At 67.2% G+C, this 20,800-nt stretch carries 19 protein-coding genes; 16 read left to right on the top strand and 3 right to left on the bottom strand.

Going from position 1 to position 20,800, the window contains the following annotated elements:
• Positions 1–14: 14 nt before the first annotated feature.
• The 11 genes from pyrR to coaBC all read left to right on the top strand — a co-directional run bounded on the left by pyrR (position 15) and on the right by coaBC (position 11,643).
• Positions 15–578: a bifunctional pyr operon transcriptional regulator/uracil phosphoribosyltransferase PyrR gene (gene pyrR / locus FS388_RS00410; RefSeq protein ID WP_146338580.1), complete on the top strand. Its 564-nt coding sequence runs from the start codon at positions 15–17 to the stop codon at positions 576–578.
• Positions 575–1,558, top strand: coding sequence for an aspartate carbamoyltransferase catalytic subunit (locus FS388_RS00405; RefSeq protein WP_146338577.1), 984 nt, complete (start codon positions 575–577; stop codon positions 1,556–1,558). Before pyrR ends, FS388_RS00405 begins: the two co-directional genes overlap by 4 nt.
• Positions 1,551–2,894: a dihydroorotase gene (locus FS388_RS00400; protein WP_146338574.1), complete on the top strand. Its 1,344-nt coding sequence runs from the start codon at positions 1,551–1,553 to the stop codon at positions 2,892–2,894. The genes FS388_RS00405 and FS388_RS00400 overlap by 8 nt, the downstream gene beginning before the upstream one ends.
• Positions 2,891–3,454 carry a hypothetical protein gene (locus FS388_RS00395; protein WP_146338571.1) on the top strand — a complete coding sequence of 188 codons (564 nt, stop codon included), beginning with the start codon at positions 2,891–2,893 and terminating at the stop codon, positions 3,452–3,454. The genes FS388_RS00400 and FS388_RS00395 overlap by 4 nt, the downstream gene beginning before the upstream one ends.
• Positions 3,451–4,713, top strand: coding sequence for a glutamine-hydrolyzing carbamoyl-phosphate synthase small subunit (gene carA / locus FS388_RS00390; RefSeq protein ID WP_146338568.1), 1,263 nt, complete (start codon positions 3,451–3,453; stop codon positions 4,711–4,713). Before FS388_RS00395 ends, carA begins: the two co-directional genes overlap by 4 nt.
• Entirely contained in the window at positions 4,706–8,041 is a 3,336-nt protein-coding gene (gene carB / locus FS388_RS00385; protein ID WP_146338565.1) for a carbamoyl-phosphate synthase large subunit, read from the top strand. The genes carA and carB overlap by 8 nt, the downstream gene beginning before the upstream one ends.
• Positions 8,038–8,886: an orotidine-5'-phosphate decarboxylase gene (gene pyrF, locus FS388_RS00380; RefSeq protein ID WP_146338562.1), complete on the top strand. Its 849-nt coding sequence runs from the start codon at positions 8,038–8,040 to the stop codon at positions 8,884–8,886. The genes carB and pyrF overlap by 4 nt, the downstream gene beginning before the upstream one ends.
• A 142-nt stretch (positions 8,887–9,028) precedes the next feature.
• The gene (mihF, locus tag FS388_RS00375; protein ID WP_146338559.1) at positions 9,029–9,349 is read left to right on the top strand and encodes an integration host factor, actinobacterial type; all 321 of its coding nucleotides are present in this window, start codon (positions 9,029–9,031) and stop codon (positions 9,347–9,349) included.
• 55 nt (positions 9,350–9,404) lie between these two features.
• Positions 9,405–9,980: a guanylate kinase gene (gene gmk / locus FS388_RS00370; protein ID WP_146338556.1), complete on the top strand. Its 576-nt coding sequence runs from the start codon at positions 9,405–9,407 to the stop codon at positions 9,978–9,980.
• 15 nt (positions 9,981–9,995) lie between these two features.
• Entirely contained in the window at positions 9,996–10,313 is a 318-nt protein-coding gene (rpoZ, locus tag FS388_RS00365; protein WP_146338553.1) for a DNA-directed RNA polymerase subunit omega, read from the top strand.
• Between the two features lie 10 nt (positions 10,314–10,323).
• Positions 10,324–11,643 carry a bifunctional phosphopantothenoylcysteine decarboxylase/phosphopantothenate--cysteine ligase CoaBC gene (gene coaBC, locus FS388_RS00360; RefSeq protein ID WP_146338550.1) on the top strand — a complete coding sequence of 440 codons (1,320 nt, stop codon included), beginning with the start codon at positions 10,324–10,326 and terminating at the stop codon, positions 11,641–11,643.
• Between the two features lie 104 nt (positions 11,644–11,747).
• Here coaBC and FS388_RS00355 read toward each other — a convergent pair whose 3' ends face one another.
• From FS388_RS00355 to FS388_RS00345, 3 genes are all read right to left on the bottom strand, one after another.
• The gene (locus FS388_RS00355) at positions 11,748–12,743 is read right to left on the bottom strand and encodes an ABC transporter substrate-binding protein (protein ID WP_146338546.1); all 996 of its coding nucleotides are present in this window, start codon (positions 12,741–12,743) and stop codon (positions 11,748–11,750) included.
• Positions 12,744–12,902: 159 nt separating this feature from the next.
• Positions 12,903–13,790, bottom strand: a complete 888-nt coding sequence (locus FS388_RS00350) for an amidohydrolase family protein (protein ID WP_146338543.1) — start codon at positions 13,788–13,790, stop codon at positions 12,903–12,905.
• Between the two features lie 18 nt (positions 13,791–13,808).
• Complete coding sequence (locus FS388_RS00345) at positions 13,809–14,270, bottom strand: MarR family winged helix-turn-helix transcriptional regulator (RefSeq protein ID WP_146338540.1); 462 nt, start codon at positions 14,268–14,270, stop codon at positions 13,809–13,811.
• Between the two features lie 164 nt (positions 14,271–14,434).
• On the opposite strand from FS388_RS00345, the gene FS388_RS00340 reads away from it, so the two are divergent.
• Genes FS388_RS00340 through FS388_RS12940 form a run of 5 tightly spaced genes read left to right on the top strand, consistent with a single transcriptional unit; the run spans position 14,435 to position 20,799 of the window.
• Positions 14,435–14,905 carry a MaoC family dehydratase gene (locus tag FS388_RS00340; RefSeq protein ID WP_246836236.1) on the top strand — a complete coding sequence of 157 codons (471 nt, stop codon included), beginning with the start codon at positions 14,435–14,437 and terminating at the stop codon, positions 14,903–14,905.
• An 11-nt stretch (positions 14,906–14,916) separates the two neighbouring features.
• Positions 14,917–15,906, top strand: coding sequence for an SDR family NAD(P)-dependent oxidoreductase (locus FS388_RS00335; protein ID WP_146338535.1), 990 nt, complete (start codon positions 14,917–14,919; stop codon positions 15,904–15,906).
• A gap of 4 nt (positions 15,907–15,910) precedes the next feature.
• Entirely contained in the window at positions 15,911–17,536 is a 1,626-nt protein-coding gene (locus tag FS388_RS00330; RefSeq protein WP_146338532.1) for an AMP-binding protein, read from the top strand.
• A complete protein-coding gene (locus FS388_RS00325; protein WP_246836235.1) occupies positions 17,533–18,747 on the top strand; it encodes an acyl-CoA dehydrogenase family protein in 1,215 nt (404 codons plus the stop codon). The genes FS388_RS00330 and FS388_RS00325 overlap by 4 nt, the downstream gene beginning before the upstream one ends.
• A 42-nt stretch (positions 18,748–18,789) precedes the next feature.
• Positions 18,790–20,799 (top strand): primosomal protein N', encoded by a 2,010-nt coding sequence (locus FS388_RS12940; RefSeq protein ID WP_168198538.1) that lies wholly within the window; start codon positions 18,790–18,792, stop codon positions 20,797–20,799.
• The last annotated feature ends 1 nt before the right edge of the window (position 20,800 follow it).

The raw sequence follows: 20,800 nt of genomic DNA, 5'->3' as shown, positions 1-20,800 counted from the left end.
AAGGAGTCAATACGGTGAGCGAGTCACCTGAGACGACCCAGGTCATGGGCGCATCTGACATCGATCGTGCCCTGACCCGCATATCCCACGAAATCGTGGAAGCCCAGCGCGGCACTGACAGCCTTATCGTGCTGGGAATACCCCGCCGAGGCGTTCCCCTGGCCTCACGGCTTGCCGAACGTCTTCAGAGCGTCGACCCAGACTTCGACGCGGACGCTCGATCCGGGGCTCTGGACGTGACGATGTACCGCGATGACCTGCGCAGCCGCGCCGCACGGACCCCCGAACCCACCCAGCTTCCTCAGACCGGCATCGACGCCGCGACGGTGATCCTGGTCGACGACGTCCTCTACTCCGGCCGGACGGTGCGAGCCGCTCTGGACGCGCTCTCGGATCTGGGCCGTCCTCGGTCGGTGCGGCTGGCCGTCCTCGTGGACCGAGGCCACCGGCAGCTGCCGATCCGCGCCGATCACGTGGGCAAGAATCTTCCCACCGCCCGCGATGAGCGCGTGCAGGTGCGGCTCCACGGCGTGGACGGGGTCAGTCGCGCCGACGAAGCCGTGGTGATCGAACGATGAAGCACCTCCTCTCCACCGCAGACCTCAGCCGCGAGGACGCTCTTGCGATCCTGGACACCGCAGAGGAGATGGCTGCTGTCTCCGCGCGGGAGGTCAAGAAGCTGCCTACTCTGCGCGGACGGACCGTGGTGAACCTGTTCTATGAGGACTCCACGCGAACACGCGTCTCCTTCGAGGCGGCGGCCAAGAGGCTCTCGGCCGACGTCGTCAACTTCTCCGCCAAAGGCTCCTCAGTGTCCAAGGGCGAATCCCTCAAGGACACCGTCCAGACGCTGGAGGCGATGGGCGCGGACGCAGTCGTCATTCGGCACAGCGCCTCGGGCGCAGCCGCGCAGCTCGCCGCAAGCGACTGGACGGATGCCGCCGTGGTGAACGCCGGAGACGGAACGCATGAGCACCCCACCCAGGCCCTCCTCGACGCCCTCACGCTGCGTCGGGACTGGAGCGCTGCCCGGGGGGCCGAGACGCCGCGCGGGGCAGACCTGGCCGGCATGAAGGTCCTGATCGTCGGCGATGTCGTGCATTCCCGCGTCGCCCGGTCCAACATCTGGCTGCTGCAGACTCTGGGCGCGGAGGTCATTCTGGCCGCCCCGGCCACCCTGCTGCCCCAGTCTGTGGGACGGTGGCCGGTGACCGTCCGGTACAGCCTCGACGACGCGCTGGCCGAGGGACCGGATGCCGTGATGATGCTGCGCGTCCAGGCGGAGCGCATGGGAGGCGCCTACTTCCCTCACGCCGCCGAGTACAGCAGCAGATGGGGGCTCACCGACGAGCGGCTGAAGGTCGTCGAGGGGCTCCGGATGGGAGACGCTGATCGTCGCGCCATCATTCTTCACCCCGGCCCCATGAACCGAGGGGTTGAGATTTCGGCCGCAGCGGCTGACTCGGCCCAATCCCGCATCACTGATCAGGTGGCCCACGGAGTGTCCGTTCGGATGGCCGTGCTCCACCTGCTGCTCACAGGAGGCCCCGATGTCTGACTCATACCTGATCTCTGGAGCTCGACCCTACGGGGAGGAGCCTGCCGACATACTGATCGCCGATGGAGTGATCGCTGAGATCGGTGAGCGCGCCGGATCCCGCGCGTCCCAGATGGAGAACCTCGTTGAGATCGATGCCTCAGGCATGATCGCTCTGCCCGGAATGGTGGATATGCACACCCATCTCCGCGAGCCCGGCCGCGAAGATGCGGAGACGGTGGAGACAGGGACCCGCGCCGCGGCCAAGGGAGGCTTCACGGCTGTCCACGCGATGGCCAACTCCTTCCCCGTGGCGGACTCGGCTGGGGTCGTGGAACAGGTCCGGAGGCTGGGCGAGGAGTCAGGCTGGTCTGAGGTGCATCCGGTCGGGGCCGTCACCGTCGGCTTGGAGGGTGAGCGGCTCGCCGAGATGGGGGCCATGGCCTCATCTGAGGCGCAGGTGCGCATGTTCTCCGACGACGGACACTGCGTCGCCGACCCGCAGCTGATGCGTCGAGCCCTCGAGTACGTCAAGTCCTTCGGCGGCTTCATCGCCCAGCATGCGCAGGATCCGAGCCTGACCTCGTGGGGAACGGCGAACGCCGCCCAGATGAATGAGGGCGAGGTCTCGGCAGTGCTTGGGCTGCCGGGCTGGCCCTCGGTGGCCGAAGAGGCGATCATCGCCCGCGACGTGCTGCTCGCCGACTATGTGGGATCCCGGCTCCACATCTGCCATGTCTCGACGAAGGGGTCGGTGGACATCGTGCGCTGGGCGAAGCAGCGCGGCATCAGCGTCACCGCCGAGGTGACGCCCCATCACCTGCTGCTGACCGACGAGCTCGTCCGCAGCTATGACCCCGTCTACAAGGTCAACCCCCCGCTGCGCACTGAGGCTGATGCTGAGGCGCTGCGCGAAGGTCTGGCCGACGGCGCCATCGACGTCGTGGGCACAGACCATGCTCCGCATCCGACTCAGGCCAAAGAATGCGAATGGCAGCAGGCAGCGATGGGCATGACCGGCCTGGAGACGGCACTGTCCGGCGTCCAGCGCGCCATGATCGAGACCGGCCTGATCGGCTGGCGACGCTTTGCCGAAGTCACCTCCGAGCGACCTGCCGAGATCTACGGGCACCGGCATCAGGGCCGCCCTTTGGCAGCAGGTGAGCCCGCACACCTCATCCTGGTCGATGCGCAGGCCCGCCGCGTCGTCGTCCCCGAGGAGCACGCCACGAAGGGCCGCAACAGTCCCTTCCGCGGAGTCGAGCTGCCGGGCCAGGTGATCGCCACCTTCTTGGGAGGCCACCCCACGGTGCTTGACGGGCAGCTCGCCACCTCCCGCACCGGGAGGACCGCATGACGGCCGCGGCGCAGCGGACGGCTGACGCGGCTGTGCGCCAGCTGGACATGACGGGCACGTACCTCAACTACCTGTGGGTCTCTGGGGCTGTCATCCTCATCATCTGCCTGCTGCTGTGGTGGGGGTGGCGCGGGCGCAAGCGCCGCCAGGGAGATCTTCCGGCTCCGGGCGACGTTCCTGCGGAGGTCCTCGAGGCCGAGCCGGCAGCGGCTGCCGAAGGCATGGTGATCGGCACCGTCAGCGCCTCCGACTACCTCGACCGCATCGCCGTCCACCAGCTCGGACTGCGCACCGGCGGACGCTTGGAGGTCCACGAGGCCGGGGTGGCCGTATTCCGGGCCGGGAGCGCCAACTTCCTCATACCGGCCGACGACCTGCACCACGTCCGCACGGATCGCGGAGTGGTCGGCAAATTCGTCGAGCGCGACGGAGCGATCATCATCGGATGGTCCCTGGGCGGCTACGAGGTTGAGACCGCATTCCGCCCCCGCCATGCCGCCGAGGCCCAACGACTGCTTGATGTCCTGCATCCCAGAACAGGAGAGAACCCCACCTCATGAGCACCTCATCCCCAGCACTCCTCCTCCTGGAGGACGGCTCCTCGTATTCAGGCCGGGCCTTCGGCGCCGAGGGCACCACCCTCGGCGAAGCTGTGTTCTCCACCGGAATGACCGGCTATCAGGAAACCCTCACGGACCCCAGCTACGCGCGTCAGATCGTGGTGATGACGGCTCCGCACATCGGAAACACCGGCATCAACGATGAGGATCCAGAGTCTCGCCGGGTCTGGGTCGCGGGCTACGTGGTCCGGGACGCATCCCGCCGTCCCTCCAACTGGCGGTCCGAGCGCAGCCTCCACGATGAGCTGGCCGCCCAGGAGGTCGTGGGCATCAGCGACGTCGACACCCGGGCGATCACCCGACGGCTCCGTGACCAGGGGTCGATGAAGGCCGGCGTCTTCTCCGGCGAGGCGGCCCGAGCGCCGCTGCCGGAGCTGCTGGAGCAGGTCCGCAGCCAGCCGGGCATGCTCGGAGCGCGCCTGGCCGAAGAGGTCACCGCCGAGCACGTGTACGTGGTGGAGCCGGCCGACCATGGGTGGAACGAGGAACCTGTGGGAACGGTCGCCGCCATCGACTTGGGCATCAAGTCGATGACTCCGGTGCGGATGGCTGAGCGGGGGCTGCGCGTGCATGTGCTGCCCGCCACGTCCACCTTCGAGGAGATCCAGTCGATCCGCCCCGACGGCGTGTTCCTCTCGAACGGACCGGGGGACCCGGCGACCGCGGCCGGCCAGGTCGGCATGCTCCGCGAAGTCCTCGGCACGGGCACCCCGTTCTTCGGGATCTGCTTCGGGAACCAGATCCTGGGGAGGGCCCTGGGCTTCGGCACCTACAAGCTGCCGTTCGGCCACCGAGGCATCAACCAGCCTGTGATGGACCACGCCACAGGCAAGGTGGAGATCACCAGCCAGAACCACGGCTTCGCCGTGGACGCCCCCGTGGGTGAGACGATCACCGCGCCTCAGCATGAGTTCGGGAGAGTCCAGGTCAGCCACAGCTCTCTGAACGACGGCGTTGTTGAGGGGCTCCGCTGCCTGGACATCCCGGCATTCAGCGTGCAGTACCACCCGGAGGCTGCGGCAGGCCCGCACGATTCCGCCTACCTCTTCGACCGCTTCGTCGAGCTCATACGCGCTGCGCAGTCCGGAGAGTCGGCCACCGGTGCCGACACGCTCCCGCCCGCAGACCGACGCCCCAGCGCTGAGCTCGACGCTGAGAACAAAGCCGCACCGACCACAGGAGACGCCGCCCATGCCTAAGCGCCAGGACCTCAAATCCGTGATGGTGATCGGCTCCGGCCCGATCGTGATCGGCCAGGCTGCCGAGTTCGACTATTCGGGGACCCAGGCCCTGCGCGTCCTGAAGGAGGAGGGCATCCGTGTCATCCTCGTGAACTCCAACCCGGCCACCATCATGACGGACCCTGAGTTCGCCGACGCCACCTATGTGGAGCCCATCAGCCCGGCCGTGGTGGCGAAGATCATCGCCAAGGAGCGCCCAGATGCCCTGCTGCCGACCCTCGGCGGCCAGACGGCCCTGAACACGGCGATCGCCTTGGACAAGGACGGCACCCTCGAGCAGTACTCGGTGGAGCTCATCGGTGCGAACATCGAAGCCATCGAGCTGGGCGAGGACCGTCAGAAGTTCAAGGGCGTCGTGGAGCGCTCCGGCGGCGAGTCGGCGCGCTCCACCATCGTGCACTCGATGGACGAAGCCCTCGAGGCCGTGCAGGATCTCGGCTATCCGGTCGTTGTCCGCCCCTCCTTCACCATGGGCGGGCTCGGTTCGGGCATGGCCTACAACGAGGAGGACCTGCACCGCATCGCCGGCGCCGGCCTGCAGTACTCACCCACCACGGAGGTGCTCCTGGAGGAGTCGATCCTCGGGTGGAAGGAGTACGAGCTGGAGATGATGCGCGACGCCAACGACAACGTGGTCGTCGTCTGCTCGATCGAGAACCTCGACCCCGTGGGCGTCCACACAGGCGACTCCATCACCGTGGCCCCGGCCATGACGCTCACCGACCGGGAGTACCAGAAGCTCAGAGACATCTCCATCAACGTGATCCGCGAAGTCGGCGTCGACACCGGCGGGTGCAACATCCAGTTCGCGGTGGACCCTGACACCGGTCGCGTCGTGGTCATTGAGATGAACCCGAGGGTCTCGCGCTCCTCGGCGCTGGCGTCGAAGGCAACGGGCTTCGCCATCGCGAAGATCGCGACCAAGCTGGCGCTCGGCTACACCCTCGATGAGATCCCGAACGACATCACGCAGAAGACGCCCGCGAGCTTCGAGCCCACGCTGGACTATGTGGTCGTGAAGATTCCGCGCTTCGCGTTCGAGAAGTTCCCGGCAGCCGACCCCACGCTGACGACCACCATGAAGTCCGTCGGAGAGGCGATGGCGATAGGGCGCAGCTTCACCGAAGCCCTGCAGAAGGCGCTGCGCTCGCTCGAGCAGCGGGACAGCGAGTTCGCCTTCGACGCACCCGAGGACGTGTCGCTGCTCCTCGACGCTATGGCCACGGCCACTACGGAGCGGCTCTACCAGGTGCAGCAGGCGCTCAATGCCGGCGCTGACATGGAGACGGTCTATGGCATCACCAAGATCGACCGGTGGTACTTGGATCAGATCAGTCTCATCAACGAGACCGCCCACACGCTGAGAACGTCCCCGGAGCTCGATGAGGATGTGCTGCGACTGGCCAAGCGCCACGGATTCTCGGATGAGCAGATCGGCCGGCTCCGCCACATGGACCCGGCCGTGGTGCGCGGAGTGCGCCACGCTCTCGGGGTGCGACCGGTGTACAAGACGGTGGACACCTGCGCAGCCGAGTTCCCCGCCTTCACCCCTTACCACTACTCCAGCTACGACTTCGAGAACGAGATCGCCGAGCATGAGCGGCCCTCGGTGATCATCCTCGGCTCAGGCCCCAACCGCATCGGCCAGGGGATCGAGTTCGACTACTCCTGCGTCCACGCCACGATGGCCCTGCGCGACGCCGGCTGGGAGACGGTGATGGTCAACTGCAACCCTGAGACGGTGTCGACCGACTACGACGTCTCGGACCGGCTCTACTTCGAGCCGCTCACCCTCGAGGATGTCTTGGAGATCATCCACGCCGAGGAGCAGACCGGGGGAGTCGTCGGAGTCTTCGTTCAGCTGGGCGGGCAGACTCCGCTCAAGCTCGCTCAGCAGCTCGCCGACGCGGGGGTGCCGATTCTGGGCACCAGCCCCGCGGCCATCGACCTGGCGGAGGAGCGCGGCGAGTTCGACCAGGTCCTGCAGCGGGCTGGACTGACCGCGCCGAAGAACGGCACGGCGGTGAGCTTCGAGGACGCAAAGCGAGTGGCTGACGAGATCGGCTACCCGGTGCTCGTCCGCCCGTCGTACGTCCTCGGCGGCCGCGGGATGGAGATCGTCTACGACGAGCCGGGGCTGGCGCGCTACATCGCCAACGCCACTGAGGTCACTCCCGAGCACCCCGTGCTTGTCGACCGCTTTCTCGAGGATGCCATCGAGGTTGATGTGGACGCACTGTATGACGGGTCCCAGCTCTACCTCGGCGGCATCATGGAGCACATCGAGGAGGCCGGCATCCACTCCGGCGACTCCGCCTGCGCGCTGCCGCCCATCACCTTGGGCCCGGACGTGCTGGCCCGAGTCCGGGAAGCCACCGCCGCGATCGCAGAAGGCGTGGGCGTCCGGGGACTGATCAACATCCAGTTCGCCGTCGCTGCTGACGTGCTGTACGTCATCGAGGCCAATCCGCGGGCCTCGCGCACGGTGCCCTTCGTGTCGAAGGCCACCGGTGTGCAGCTCGCGAAGGCCGCCGCACTGATCGGCACTGGGGTGAGCATCGCCGAGCTGCGCACCGGCTCGGGACATCCCCGCGCGGGTCTGCTCCCTGCTCAGGGAGACGGCTCGCTGCTTCCTCCCGGAGCGCCGGTGGCGGTCAAGGAGGCTGTGCTTCCATTCGCGAGGTTCCGCACTCCGGAGGGTCGCGTCGTCGACTCTCTGCTGGGCCCGGAGATGCGCTCAACCGGTGAGGTGATGGGCATCGACAAGCACTTCGACACCTCCTTCGCAAAGTCTCAGCAGGCGGCCAGCAATCCGCTGCCGGTGAGCGGGAAGGTGTTCGTCTCTGTGGCCAACCGGGACAAGCGCGGGGTCATCATGCCGATCAAGCGGCTCGCGGACCTGGGCTTCTCGCTGGTGTCGACCGGCGGCACCGCCGACGTCCTGCGGCGCAACGGGGTCCAGTGCGAGGAGGTCGCCAAAATAGGCGATGACAGCGGCACCGAGACCATCCTCGACGTGGTGGAGGCTGGGCGCATCGACCTGATCATCAACACGCCGTCAGGCGGGGAGGCGCGCTCCGACGGCTACGAGATCCGCGCGGCAGCAACCTCGTTGGGCGTGCCCGTCATCACCACCGTCGCCGAGCTGGGCGCAGCCGTGCAGGCCATCGAAGCGCTGGGCAGATTCGAATGGTCCGTCACCTCCCTCCAGGAGCACGCCGAGAGGCTGCACGAAGCGGGGTTCAGCACGCGTGAAGATATAGCCGCCGTGGCGGAACGCGTATGACGGTCGGCTTCGGGAGGCGCTTGGAGGCGGCGATGGGGGAGCACGGGCGCCTGTGCCTGGGCATCGACCCTCACGCCTCACTGCTGCAGGCGTGGGGTCTGGGGGCCTCGCCGGACGGGCTGCGCGAGTTCGGTCTGCGAACGGTGGAGGCAGCCGCAGGCCGCGTGGGTGTCGTGAAGCCCCAGGTGGCGTTCTTCGAGGCGTACGGGCCTGAGGGGCTGTCCGTGCTCGCGGAGGTTCAGCAGGCCGCGCAGGATGCGGGACTCCTCGTCATCGCCGATGCCAAGCGCGGGGATATCGGATCGACCATGGCTGCCTACGCGCAGGCGTGGCTGAACCCTGCGGCTCCTCTGGGAGCGGATGCCCTGACGGTCAGCCCATATCTTGGTTTCGGCGCGCTGCAGCCAGCCGTCGATGCCGCACGGACCTACGGCACGGGAATCTTTGCGCTCGCGCTGACCAGCAATCCCGAAGGCGCGGCGCTGCAGCTTGCTCGAGGTGCGGACGGCAGAACTGCGGCCGGTTCGGTGGTGGCTGCCGCTGCGCAGGCCAACGCCGCGTCCGGCAATGACGACGGCAGCCTCGGAGACGTGGGCCTGGTCGTGGGCGCCACCACCGCCCGGTACGCCCAGGAGTACGACATCGACCTCACCATCGGCCGGCCGCCCGTGCTCGCTCCTGGGTACGGAGCTCAGGGGGCTTCAGCCGGGCGCATGCGCGAGGATTTCGGCCCCGCCTGGCCCCAGGTTCTGGTGAACTCCTCCCGGGAGATTCTGGGCCGGGGTCCAGACCGGGCGGCCCTGGTCGACGCGCTGGAACGCGCCCGGAAGGATCTCGCCGGCTGACGGATGGGAGCGCCCTTCGGCGTGACTGGAGCCGATCGGCATGGTCACCGTCCGGACATGTTGCCCCTTACATCGATTGCGGCTACATTCAGCGAACAGAACATGTCCGTACGGGAAGACCCCACCTTTCGAGGAGAGCGCCGTGGCACTTCGACAGCTCAGCCAGGAAGAGCGCGACCGCGCACGGGAAAAGGCCTTGGAGGCCCGAAGCGCACGGGCGCAGGTCAAACGTGAGTTCGGCGCAGGCGCCCTCAGCTTCACGCAGGTCCTCGAGCGGGCCGATGCGGAGGAGGCGATCGCTCGACTCAGGTGCACAGAGCTTCTCGAAGCCCTCCCGGGGATCGGCCGCGTCACTGCGGTCAGGATCTGCGATGAGCTCGGCGTCTCGGTGAATCGGAGGCTGGGCGGACTGGGAGTCAAGCAGCGCCGTGCGCTGACCGACCGGCTTGCCTCCTTCGCGTAGCCGGCCAGAGGTGTCGGGACAGTGGGGCGGCGGCAGGTATGGCACAATCGGCCCAATGTCAGAAGCTCCCCAGGCCACGGTTCTCGCCGGACCCACATCGGTGGGCAAGTCGACGCTGAGCAAGCACATTCGTACGCACTACCCGCAGGTGCACTTTTCAGTCTCGGCGACGACACGGCCGCCGCGCGCCGGCGAAGTCGACGGTGAGGACTACCGCTTCATCAGCCCCGCGGAGTTCGACGAGCTCATCGCGGCCGATTCGTTTCTGGAGTGGGCCACCGTCCATGGCCGTCACCGCTACGGAACGCTGCAGTCCACCGTCGAGCAGGCTGTTGCCGCAGGCAAGCGCGTGCTCCTCGAGATCGACCTGCAGGGGGCCCGCCAAGTGCGCAGCCGGCTGCCGGGTGCGCACTTCGTCTTCCTGGCGCCTCCCAGCTTCGACGACTTGGTCTCTCGGCTCGCCGGCAGAGGCACCGAGGATGAGGAGGAGCGACAGCGGCGCCTCGAAACCGCTAGGATAGAGCTTGCGGCAGAATCCGAGTTCGATGTGACCATCGTCAACGATGACATCGACCGTGCCGCCCGTGAACTCATCTCACGCATGGGCCTGGACCCAGAAATCGACGTCTAAAGGAAGCATCTCTCCGTGAACCAGCTTGAAGGCATCATCGACCCACCTATCGACGAGCTCGTCGCGAAGGCTGACTCCAAGTACGCCCTCGTCCTCTTCGGCTCCAAGCGTGCGCGTCAGATCAACAACTACTACGCCCAGCTGCACGAGGGCCTGTTCGAGCACATCGGCCCTCTCGTCGAGACCAAGCTCAACGAGAAGCCGCTCTCCATCGCCCTGCGCGAGGTCCACGAGGACCTCCTGGTGATGCGGCCCCGCACTGCCGACGACGAGGCCGCTGCGTTCAGCGCCCCGCAGGCTGAGTTCGTCGAGGCCGGCGGCGAAGAGGGCTGACCCAGCGCCTATGCGCGTACTTCTCGGCGTCACAGCGGGCATCGCAGCCTACAAGAGCGCGATCCTTCTGCGACTGCTGAGGGAGTCCGGCTGTGAGGTCGACGTGGTTCCCACTCCCTCCTCGCTGGAATTCGTCGGCAAGGCCACCTGGGAGGCGCTCTCCGGCCGCCCCGTCACCACAGGTGTGTTCGAGGGCGTGGATGAGGTCCGGCATGTGCGGCTGGGCCAGGAAGCCGACCTCATTGTGGTAGCCCCGGCCACTGCGGACGTGCTGGCCAAGATCAGGGGAGGCCGAGCAGACGATCTGCTCACATCGAGCATCCTGGCCTCCGAGGCGCCCAAGCTGCTCGTCCCGGCGATGCACACGGAGATGTGGCGCAACCCTGCTACGACCGAGAACGTCAGTGTCCTGCGCGAGCGCGGCTTCGACGTGATGGAACCGGCGGAGGGGCGCCTGACCGGAAAAGACACCGGCAAGGGCCGGCTGCCCGAGCCCGACGAGATCTTCGAACGCGCTCAGAAGCACCTTGCAGGGATCCGGGCCGCTCCGTCTGCGGCCGTGCGTGATGAAGAGGCCCAAGATCTCCGCTCCACACCTCTGCGCGGACGCGCCGTCGTCGTCACCGCAGGCGGCACACGGGAGCCGCTGGACCCAGTGCGCTTCCTGGGCAACAGGTCCTCCGGCAAGCAGGGCATCGAACTGGCACGGGCAGCTGCTGCTGCCGGCGCCGACGTCCGGCTCATTCTGGGCACGGCGGAGACGACGGTGCCGCATGCAGACGAAGGCATTGTGGTGGAGCGAGCGGAGACGGCGGACCAGATGCTGGGCGCGGTCCTCGCCTCTGCGCCGGCCTCCGACGTGCTTCTCATGGCCGCAGCGGTCGCGGACTTCAGGCCCGCGGCATACGCCGAGGCGAAGATCAAGAAGACTGACGACGGAACGTCGCCGGTGATCGAGCTTCAGCGCAACCCCGACATTCTCGCCGAAGCCGTGCGCCGCCGGGAGAGCTCAGGCGCTCCTCAGGTCATCGTAGGCTTTGCCGCTGAGACAGGCTCAGCCGATGCAGACCCCGCAGATCTTGCTCGCGAGAAGCTTCAGCGCAAGGGATGCGATCTCCTCGTGCTCAACCAAGTAGGCGAGGGTCTCGTGTTCGGCCAGGACGAAACGAGCATCCAGGTATTCGCCTCCGCGGCCGCGGAGCGGACCCTCGGACCTCTCGGTGAGGCCGGAACAGTCACAGGAACAAAGGCGCAGGCCGCAGAGTCGATCGTTCAGCTCGCGTCGCAGCTGCTCGCAGCGTCCGCAGCGTCCGCACCGACTTCTGCGTAGTCGTCGCCTCAGAGGATGCTCACGGCGAAGCAGGCCCCGTGCTGTCCACTGTCCTCTGACGTGTGGGCGGCACGGGGCCTGCTCTGCAGCTGGGCTGCGCTGTGCTATTCGACGATGACCGAGTCGAGATCGATCTCCTCATCGATGAAGTCGTACTCCACCATGAGGTCGACCATGTCGCTGAGCTGGTCCTGCCGCGGGTCCCCGTCGAACTCTTCCATATTGACGTTGGCGGCAGCGTCCTCGGGCAGGTCGAGGAACTCCGCGAGGGACGCCGCGACGCCGTCAGGGTCTCCCTCAGCCTGCTCGAGCACGTCGGTGAGCGCCTCCTGGAACTGCTCAACCTCTTCGGGCTCTGCGTCTGCCCGCTCCCCGGAGGTGAAGCTGATCATGGTGGGCAGGCCGGGAATGACCTCCTGGTTGGGATAGCCCAGGAGCTCGAACTCGTCCTCAGCCAGAGCCTGCGAGAGGAAGGGCTCCGGCAGCCAGGCGGCGTCGATGTTGCCGCGCTCGAGCTGCGCGGCCATGTCCGGGAAGTCCACCTCGGTGAGTCCCAGCGCATCCGGGTCTCCGCCGTCCTCAGCGACGGATTCCATGATGGTGAGGTCTCCCTGACCGTTGAGCACGTTGACCGCCACGGAGAGGTCCTCGAGGTCGGCCCACGACTCGACGTCGTCATCGGATCGCACCACGACGCCGTTGATGTCGTCGCCCTCAGCATAGGAGTGCGAGTATCCGGTGAGGATTCGCATGTCCAGGCCCTGGTCGACGGCGACGAGCACTGAGAGCGCGTTGCCGATGGCATAGTCCATGTCCCCGGTCTGCACGGCTGGGAGCATCGCGGCCGCGCCCTGGCCCGGCGTGAGTGTCACGTCGAACCCGTGCTCCTCGAAGATGTCGTTGTCGAGGCCGTACTGGACCGCGGCGGAGGGTGCGATGGAGAGAACCCCCAGGGAAATCTCCGTGAGCTCGCCGTCGGCGGCGTCGTCGCCGTTGGCTGCGCCGCCATTGTCGCCGCCGTCGCCGTTGCCTCCGCAAGCGGTGAGCGTCAAGGCCACCAGGGAGCAGAGAGCGCCGGTTGTCTTGAGTCTGTGTTTCATGGGGATCCCTCGTTGAGTCGCTGGAGATGCCCGTTCCGAATTCCTCGGGACAGGGGAGAGGTCACTACTACTTGTGACTCATGCCACATTCAGTATCAGGCTACCTGTTGATCAAGTCAAGCCGATGCACCCGATCGTCTGCCGGCGCGGGCGACCCTGTCAGCTGCCGTCAGAGAAGCCGAAGAGACGGGCTGCGTTCTCGAGGTAGATGAGGCGCTTCACGTCGTCGTCGTACCCGAGCTGGTCGAAGTCCCTCATCCAGCGCTCAGCAGTCAGCAGCGGAAAATCGGTGCCGAAGAGCATCTTGTGCTTGAGCAGCGTCCTGGCGTGCTGAACGAGGTTCGGCGGGAAGTACTTGGGCGACCAGCCCGACAGGTCGATGTGCACGTGCGGCTTGTGCAGGGCCACGGACAGAGCTTCGTCCTGCCAGGGGAACGACGGGTGGGCGAGGATGATCTTCAGCTCCGGGAAGTCGACGGCGATGTCGTCGACGTGCATGGGGTTGGAGAACTTCAGCCGGATGCCGCCGCCGCCCGGGCGGCCTGCTCCGGCGCCGGTGTGTCCGCTGTGGAACAGGGCGACGGTGCCGGTCTCCTCGATCGCCTCGAGGATCGGGTAGAAGCTGCGGTCATTGGGGTAGAAGGCCTGATAGCTCGGGTGGAACTTGAAGCCGCGTGTTCCGGCCTCGGCCAGTCGGCGCACTTCGCGTGCAGAGCGCATTCCGCCGTGGGGGTCCACGCTGGAGAACGGAATGATGGTCTCCGGGTATTGGGCGGCCAGGTCGATGATCTCGTCGTTGCTGACCGGATTGGGTTCGCCCGTGGCCCAGCTGGTGTCCACGGAGAAGACCACGCACATCATGTTCTGCTCGCGGTAGGTGGCGGCGAGGTCATGGACGGTCGGATTCTTGAAGTCTCGTCCGAAGTACTTCTGCATGGCCTCGTTGTGCTCTGCGTGCTCGGCGGAGTCGTCGGGCACATCGGCCGAGGCGAGGACGTGGGTGTGGACGTCGATGGCCACGATGTTCTCTGGCAGGGAGGTGTTCATGGTGCTCCTTTAGGGGGCTCAGGGTGCTTGGTTGTTGAGCTGCCGCAGGTTCCGGCGCATGGTGCGAAGGGTCAGAGCCAGCTGATCGGCGGCCTCTCGGCTGAGACCTTCGAGGAGCTGAGCCTCGGTGCGTGAGACGGGCTCCTCGACGGCGGCGAGGACACGGAGGCCCTCGGGCGCAGTGTGGAGCAGCAGCCGTCGCGCGTGGGTGGGGTCCTGCTCGCGGGTGATCCAGCGGCGCTCCTGCATCACGGAGACGGTCTCGGCCATCGACTGCGCCCTCACGAATGAGCGACGAGCCAGTTCCGACGAGGTGATCCCGGGACGTGTGCGCAGCACGGACAGCGCAGTGTACTGAGCGGCGCTGAGGCCGTGCGCAGAGAGGGCCTGCTCCAGCGAGGGGCGGAACCCGGTCTCGATGAGCTTCAGCATGTACAGATACCAACCCGCGCCGGGATCCTCTGCAGTGATCTGGTCCATACGTCCTCGTGACAGTCTCGGTGTTCAGGAGTCCGCTCAGCATAGCCGTCACCTCCTCGTGATCAGATCTCATCCAGCGAGACAAGGATTTGACCTCGTGATTAAGGCTACCTGATACTCAATGTGACACAGGTCAAGTTTTTCGTCGATCTATGGAGGTACACATGTCATCCGCTCCCCAGAACCCCATTTCCGTGAGCATCGAGGATCTGCCCAGCATCGAAGGCCAGAGCTTCGGCCCGTCCAGCTGGGAGACCCTCACCCAGGAGGACATCAGCCGGTACGCAGACATCTCCGGCGACCACAACCCCATTCACGTGGACGCCGATGCTGCCGCCCGCAGTCCGTTCGGCACCATCGTGGCGCACGGCTACCTCACCCTCAGCCGCGTCGTCCCGCTGATGGCAGAGGTCTTCGAGGTCAAAGACATCAGCTCCGGCATCAACTACGGGCTCGACAAGCTGCGGTTCCCCGCACCTGTGCCGGCCGAGGGCCGCATCCGCGTCCACGGCACAGTGACCCAGGTCAAGGAGATCTCGGGCGGCTACCAGGTGCACGCCGACCTGACGTGGGACGTCGAAGGAAACGACAAGCCAGCCTGCTTCGCGCAGCAGGTCCTGCGCTACTACCGATGAGAGGAACGTCCATGAACGAGCACAAGACACTCGCAGAGCTGCGGGAGAAGGTCGGATCAGCTGAGCTGAACGGCAAAGTTGCCATCGTGACCGGCGCCGGACGAGGCCTCGGCCGCTGCTACGCTCTGGCGCTGGCCGCCGCCGGCGCCTCCGTCGTCGTCAACGACGCGGACGAGAAGGCCGCCGAGGAGGCCGCTGCGGACATCACCGAAGGAGGCGGCAAGGCGATCGCCGCTCCGGGTCGCATCGGGCCGGAGGCCGAGGCCCAGCGCCTCGTCGAGACCGCCGTCGCCGAGTACGGGCGCCTGGACATCATGGTGACCAACGCCGGCATCCTGCGCGACCGCGTGTCGTGGAAGATGTCCGAAGAGGACTTCGATGCCGTCATCGGCACGCACCTGAAGGGCACGTGGACCTGCGGCAAGGCGGCCCTGCAGCAGATGCGCTCCCAGGGCGAGGGCGGCCGTCTGATCCTCATCGGCTCTCCAGCCGGCCAGTTCGGGTCCTTCGGCCAGTCCAACTACGCTCCCGCGAAGGCGGGCATCGTGGCGCTGGCCCGCACCTGGTCCATGGAGCTCTCGCGGGACAAGATCACCGTCAACGTGGTGGTCCCCACCGCCATGACAGCTATGACCGCCACCATTCCCGTCTACAAGGAGTGGGCCGAGGCCTACGAGAACGGTCTGCCGCTGCCGAAGGTCGCGCGCACCGACCACGCTCTGGGAAGCCCGGAGGACGTCACCCCTCTGATCGTGTGGCTGGCCAGCGAGCAGGCCCAGGACGTCACGGGGCAGGCCATCGGCCTCGGCGGCGACCGGCTCACCCTCTACTCCCACCCTGCGGAGCTGGAGACGGTCGACGCATCCGGCGGCTGGGACGTCGAAGCTCTCGGCAGGACCTGGCAGGATCAGCTGGCCTCGAAGGCCCAGCCGTCCGGCATGGGGCCCAAGCCCGATCCCGCCGAGCACCCGGCCGGTGCCCCATCAGGAGACAGGGGATGACGCTGTGCGCGAGAATCACGCCAACATCTGGCAGCAGATAGCGCGCACCCGCCCGGAGAAGATCGCCCTGGTCTCAGGCGATCGTCGGTACACCTACGAGGAGTTCGAGCAGCTCGCCGAAAAGGCTGCGGGCACGCTGTCCTCCCACGGGGTGCAGTCCGGCGACGCGGTCGGCTTCTATCTGCACAACACCGCCGAGTTCCTCATCGGCTTCTACGCCTGCCTGAAGCTGGGCGCCACCCCGGCGCCGATGAATTACCGGTATCGCGGCGCCGAAGTGGCGGAGCTGGTGCAGACCTCCCGGCCCAAGGCCATGCTGTACCGGGCGGCCTCACGGGAGGAGGCTGCGGAAGCGCAGCGTCTCCTCGACGAGAGCGCCCCGGCGCTGTGGGTGGAGATCGACGATGACTCAGCCCCTCAGGGCCGCGGCCCTGAGGGGGCGATCAGCTTCGATGAGCTGCTGCAGGGTCCTCGGCATCAGGATTCCGGGCCCGCCAGCCCTGACGGTGAGCTGTACATCTTCACCGGCGGCACCACGGGCAGGCCCAAGGCGGTGGTGTGGGAGATCGGCGGCCTGATGGACATTCAGGGCAGCTCAACCTACCCGCCCATCGGCCTGGACATACCCGAGACGCTCGAGCAGGCCGTCGACATCGCGACCAGCGAGTCCACGCCTCAGGTGAACACACTTCCGCTGGCCCCCTTCATCCACGCCACGGCTCTGTTCATGTCCACGAACACCCTGAACGTCGGGGGCACTGTGGTGGTGAACCCCAACGCGAGCCTCGACGCACGAGCTGCCGCGGACCTGGCGATCAGGGAGCATGTCACGCAGCTGATCGTCGCCGGCGATGCGGTCGCTCTTCCCGCCGTGGAGGCTTTCGAGGAGCACCCGGATCGGGACAGGCTGGCCGTCCAGTCGGTGCTGAGCTCAGGAATGCGCTTCAGCGACGAGACCAAGGCCCGGCTCCACCGTGTGGCGTCCCTGAGCATCTTCGACATCCTCGCCTCCAGCGAGGGCGGGCCCTACGCCATGGCGATCACCCGCTCAGAGGCGGATCTGCCGGCGCGGTTCCGTCTCACAGAGGGGGGTGTGGTCCTGGACGAAGGCAACAACCAGGTGCAGGACACGCCCGGATCCACCGGCATTCTGGCCTTCCGGGGAGCCCTCCCGAAGGGCTACCTCAATGAGCCGGAGCGAAGCCTGGAGACCTATCCGGTGATCGACGGGGTCCGCCATGTGCGCCCCGGCGATTACGTGGAGGCCGGCGAGGACAGGCACATCGAGTTCCTCGGCCGCGGCTCTGCGGTGATCAATACCGGAGGCGAGAAGGTGTACCCCGCCGAGGTGGAGCAGGCGCTCCTGGAGCACCCGGGCGTCCACGACGCGGTGGTCTTCGGCCTGCCGGATAAGCGCATGGGCGAGCAGGTCTGTGCTGTGGTGGGCGTCGAGGACGTCAGCTCCATCAGCGCCGACGACCTGCGTGCATGGGTGCGGGAGCGCCTGGCCGGCTACAAGAAGCCTCGGATCGTGGCTGTCCGGCAGAGTCTGGATCGCACTCCGGCCGGGAAAGTCAACATGAAGGCTGTGAAGGAGACGGCGCGAGAAGCCGCGTCGCAGGAGACATGATGCCCGATCAGTCCGAGCTGAATCCCGTGGGTCCTGGGGACTTCTACGGATTCGCGGATCGCCTGACGGACGCCGAAAAGGCTGCGCTGCGCAGGCTCCGCACGTTCCTGCGCGAACGTGCGGAGCCCATTCTCGCCGAGCACTGGGAGTCGGCGACGCCCCCGGCGTTTCTCCGGCACGAGTTCGCAGCCGGTGATTTCGTGAACCCGTGGGAGCTGCGAGAAGCGGGGGAGGAGGTGCGTCCGCTCTTCGTGGGCTTCCGCAATCTGGAGCTCTCGCGGACGGACAGCTCTCTGGCGATACTCATCGGCGGTCAGATCGGCATGTTCAACGGTGTGATGCGCATGGGGCTCACACCCGAGCAGTACTCGTCGGTGCAGGCAGACATCGAGAGCTTCCGCATGACGGGATGCTTCGCTCTGACGGAGCCGGAGCACGGCTCGGACATCGCCGGAGGGCTCAGCACCTCGGCTCAGCCTGCGGGCGATGGGTGGGTGCTGAACGGCCAGAAGCGGTGGATCGGCAACGCTGCCTATTCGCAGTACGCCTTGGTGCCCGCCAAGGATTCCTCGACAGGGGAGCTGCGGGTGTTTCTGGTCCGCACCGACGCGCCCGGAGTGCGTATTGAGAAGATCCAGGGCAAGACCGCCGTGCGCATGGTCCACAACGCCCATATCTTTCTCGACGATGTGGAGGTGTCTGAGGCGGAGCGGCTGCCGCGCATCTCCTCCTTCGAGGAGCTCGGCTCGGCCTTCCGCACCCTCCGGCCTGACGTGGTCTGGAATGCGGTCGGCCTGCAGGCCGGTGCCTACGAGCATACTCTGGCGTATGTGAAGCGGCGCCAGCAGTTCGGACGGCCCATCGGCAGCTTCCAGCTGGTGCAGGAGAAGCTCGTGCGCATGCTCGGCAACGTCACCGCCTCATTGGGCATGGCAGTCCAGCTCGCCGAGCTCGCTGAGCAGCAGGGCGGCGCCGACGGCGCGGTGAGCCACGCGCAGGCAGCTCTGGGCAAGTCGTGGGTCTGCGCGCGCATGCGCGAGACCGCCGCCTGGGGCCGCGAGCTGCTCGGCGGGGACGGCGTGCTCCTGGAGAACGACCTTGCGCGCTTCCATGCAGATGCTGAAGCTCTCTACACCTTCGAGGGCACCCATGAGATAAACAGCCTCATCGTGGGGCGGGAGATCACAGGCCACAGCGCCTTCCGCGGCTGAAACCTCAGGATGTGTCCGCACCAGGGCATAGCATCGGGGGTGATGGAACGCTCAGCCTCTCAGCCGGCGCTGCTGGACGCGCCCGCCCCGTCGGCGGTTCGTCTTCCGGCGGGCGCGACGGAGGAGCTGCCGATCGCCCAGGTCCTCTTGGACTCTCCTGTGCCTCACCTGGACAGGCCGTTCGACTACGCCGTGCCCATGGATCTCTCAGAGACTGTGGTCCCGGGCGGACGGGTCAAGGTGCGGTTCTCCGGGCGCGAGTTCTCTGCGTGGGTGCTGGCTCGCCGGCAGGAGGCGAGCACTGGGGCACGTCTGAGCATGATCACGAAGGTTGTCTCGGCGCTTCCCGTTCTCTCTGCGGAGGTCATTGAGCTGGCAGGCCAGGTGGCCCGGCGCTGCGGCGGGGTGACGTCTGATGTGCTTCGGGCCGCAGTGCCCCGACGTGCCGCTCGGGTTGAGCTTGAGTTCGGCCCAGAAGATTTTGCGCGACCGGGCATCACCGGCGAACGGGCCCTTGAGCCTCAGCGGACGGCCCACTTGGCTCTGAAGTCCTATGGCCCCGCGGCGTGGCCGCAGCAGGTGGTCTCGGCGGTGCGGCGGACGGTGGGGGAGTCTCCGGTCCCTGGGCAAGGGCCGGGTGCGGCAGTGGTGCTGCCGGATCAGCGTGATGCCGAGGCCGCGCTCGCTGCGCTGCAGGCCGCTTTCGGGGCCGACCTGGTCGCTCAGCTGACCTCCGATATGGGGCCGACCTCGCGGTACCGCTCGTATCTGCGGGTGCGCTGCGGGCAGGCGCGGATAGTGGTCGGCACCCGGTCTGCGATGTTCGCACCGGTCGCTGATCTGGGTCACATCGTGATGCTGGATGACGATGATCCCTCGCACGCTGAGCCTCGGGCGCCCTACCACCACGCTCGTGATGTGGCCCTGCTGCGAGCTGTCCAGACCGGCGCGGACGTCACGTTCCTCTCGGCTCATCGCAGCCTTGAGGTGCAGCGGCTCGTAGAGCGCGGGTGGCTGGCTGAGGAGGCTCCGGACCGCACCGAGCGCAGGGCGTGGAGTCCGCAGATCATCGCCTCCGCAGACTCCTACCAGCAGAGCCGGGATCCGGCAGCTCAGCGGGCCCGGATGCCGGAGGTGGCCTACCGTGCGGCGCGACAGGGTCTCGAGCGCGGACCGGTGCTGGTTCAGGTCGGACGCAGCGGGTTCGTGCCGGCTGTGCTGTGCGCCCGATGCCGGAGTCGCCAGGAGTGCCCGAACTGCCATGGTCCGCTCGCTCTTCCCCCACACCACGGACAGTCTAGGACGCTGCGCTGCCGGTGGTGCGGGCTGCACCACCGTGACCATCGGTGTGCTGAGTGCGGCTCCACGGAGCTGCGAGCCGCAGTGCGCGGCGCTGAGCGCACCGCCCAGGAGCTCGGACGTGCGTTTCCGAACATTCCTGTGATCTCCTCCACCGGCGATCAGCCCGCCGAACCGATCGGCGATCGGCCTGCGATCGTCGTCTCCACTCCCGGTGTGGAGCCGGTGGCGGAGGAGGGGTACGCCTCTGCCCTGCTCCTGGACGGGGACGCTCAGCTGCAGCGAGAGGGACTGGACGTGCCTCGCAGAGTCCTGGCCCGGTGGTTTCGAGCTGCGTCATTGGTGCGCCCTCGCGCTGAGGGAGGGACGGTGGTGGTGACGGCGGCTGACGAGGAGCTCACGGGGGCCCTGGTTCGCTGGGATCCGGTGGGCTTTGCGCGCCGTGAGCTGCACCGACGCCGAGACCTGGGCCTGCCGCCCGCGGTGCGGATGCTCAGTCTGACGGGCCAGCGGGCCGAGGCGGGGGACTTCTTGGCTGCGCTGAGCCTTCCGGCCGGGCTGGACTGGGTGGGGCCAGCGTCGACGGACAATGGAGAGCTCCGCTGGCTGCTGTTCTTCAGCTTCGCTCAGGCGGAGCAGGTGGTGGGCGAAGTCCGCAGGGTGCGTCGCACCACCAGTGCCTCAGCGGCGCGGAGCGGGCAGGGAAGGTCCCTGCGCATTGCGGTCGACGATGCGGAGAGCCTGCAGATCTGAG

The sequence above is a fragment of the Nesterenkonia sp. NBAIMH1 genome (assembly GCF_007922635.1).
Lineage (GTDB): Bacteria > Actinomycetota > Actinomycetes > Actinomycetales > Micrococcaceae > Nesterenkonia > Nesterenkonia pannonica.
This window is presented reverse-complemented; position numbering and strand designations above follow the sequence as displayed.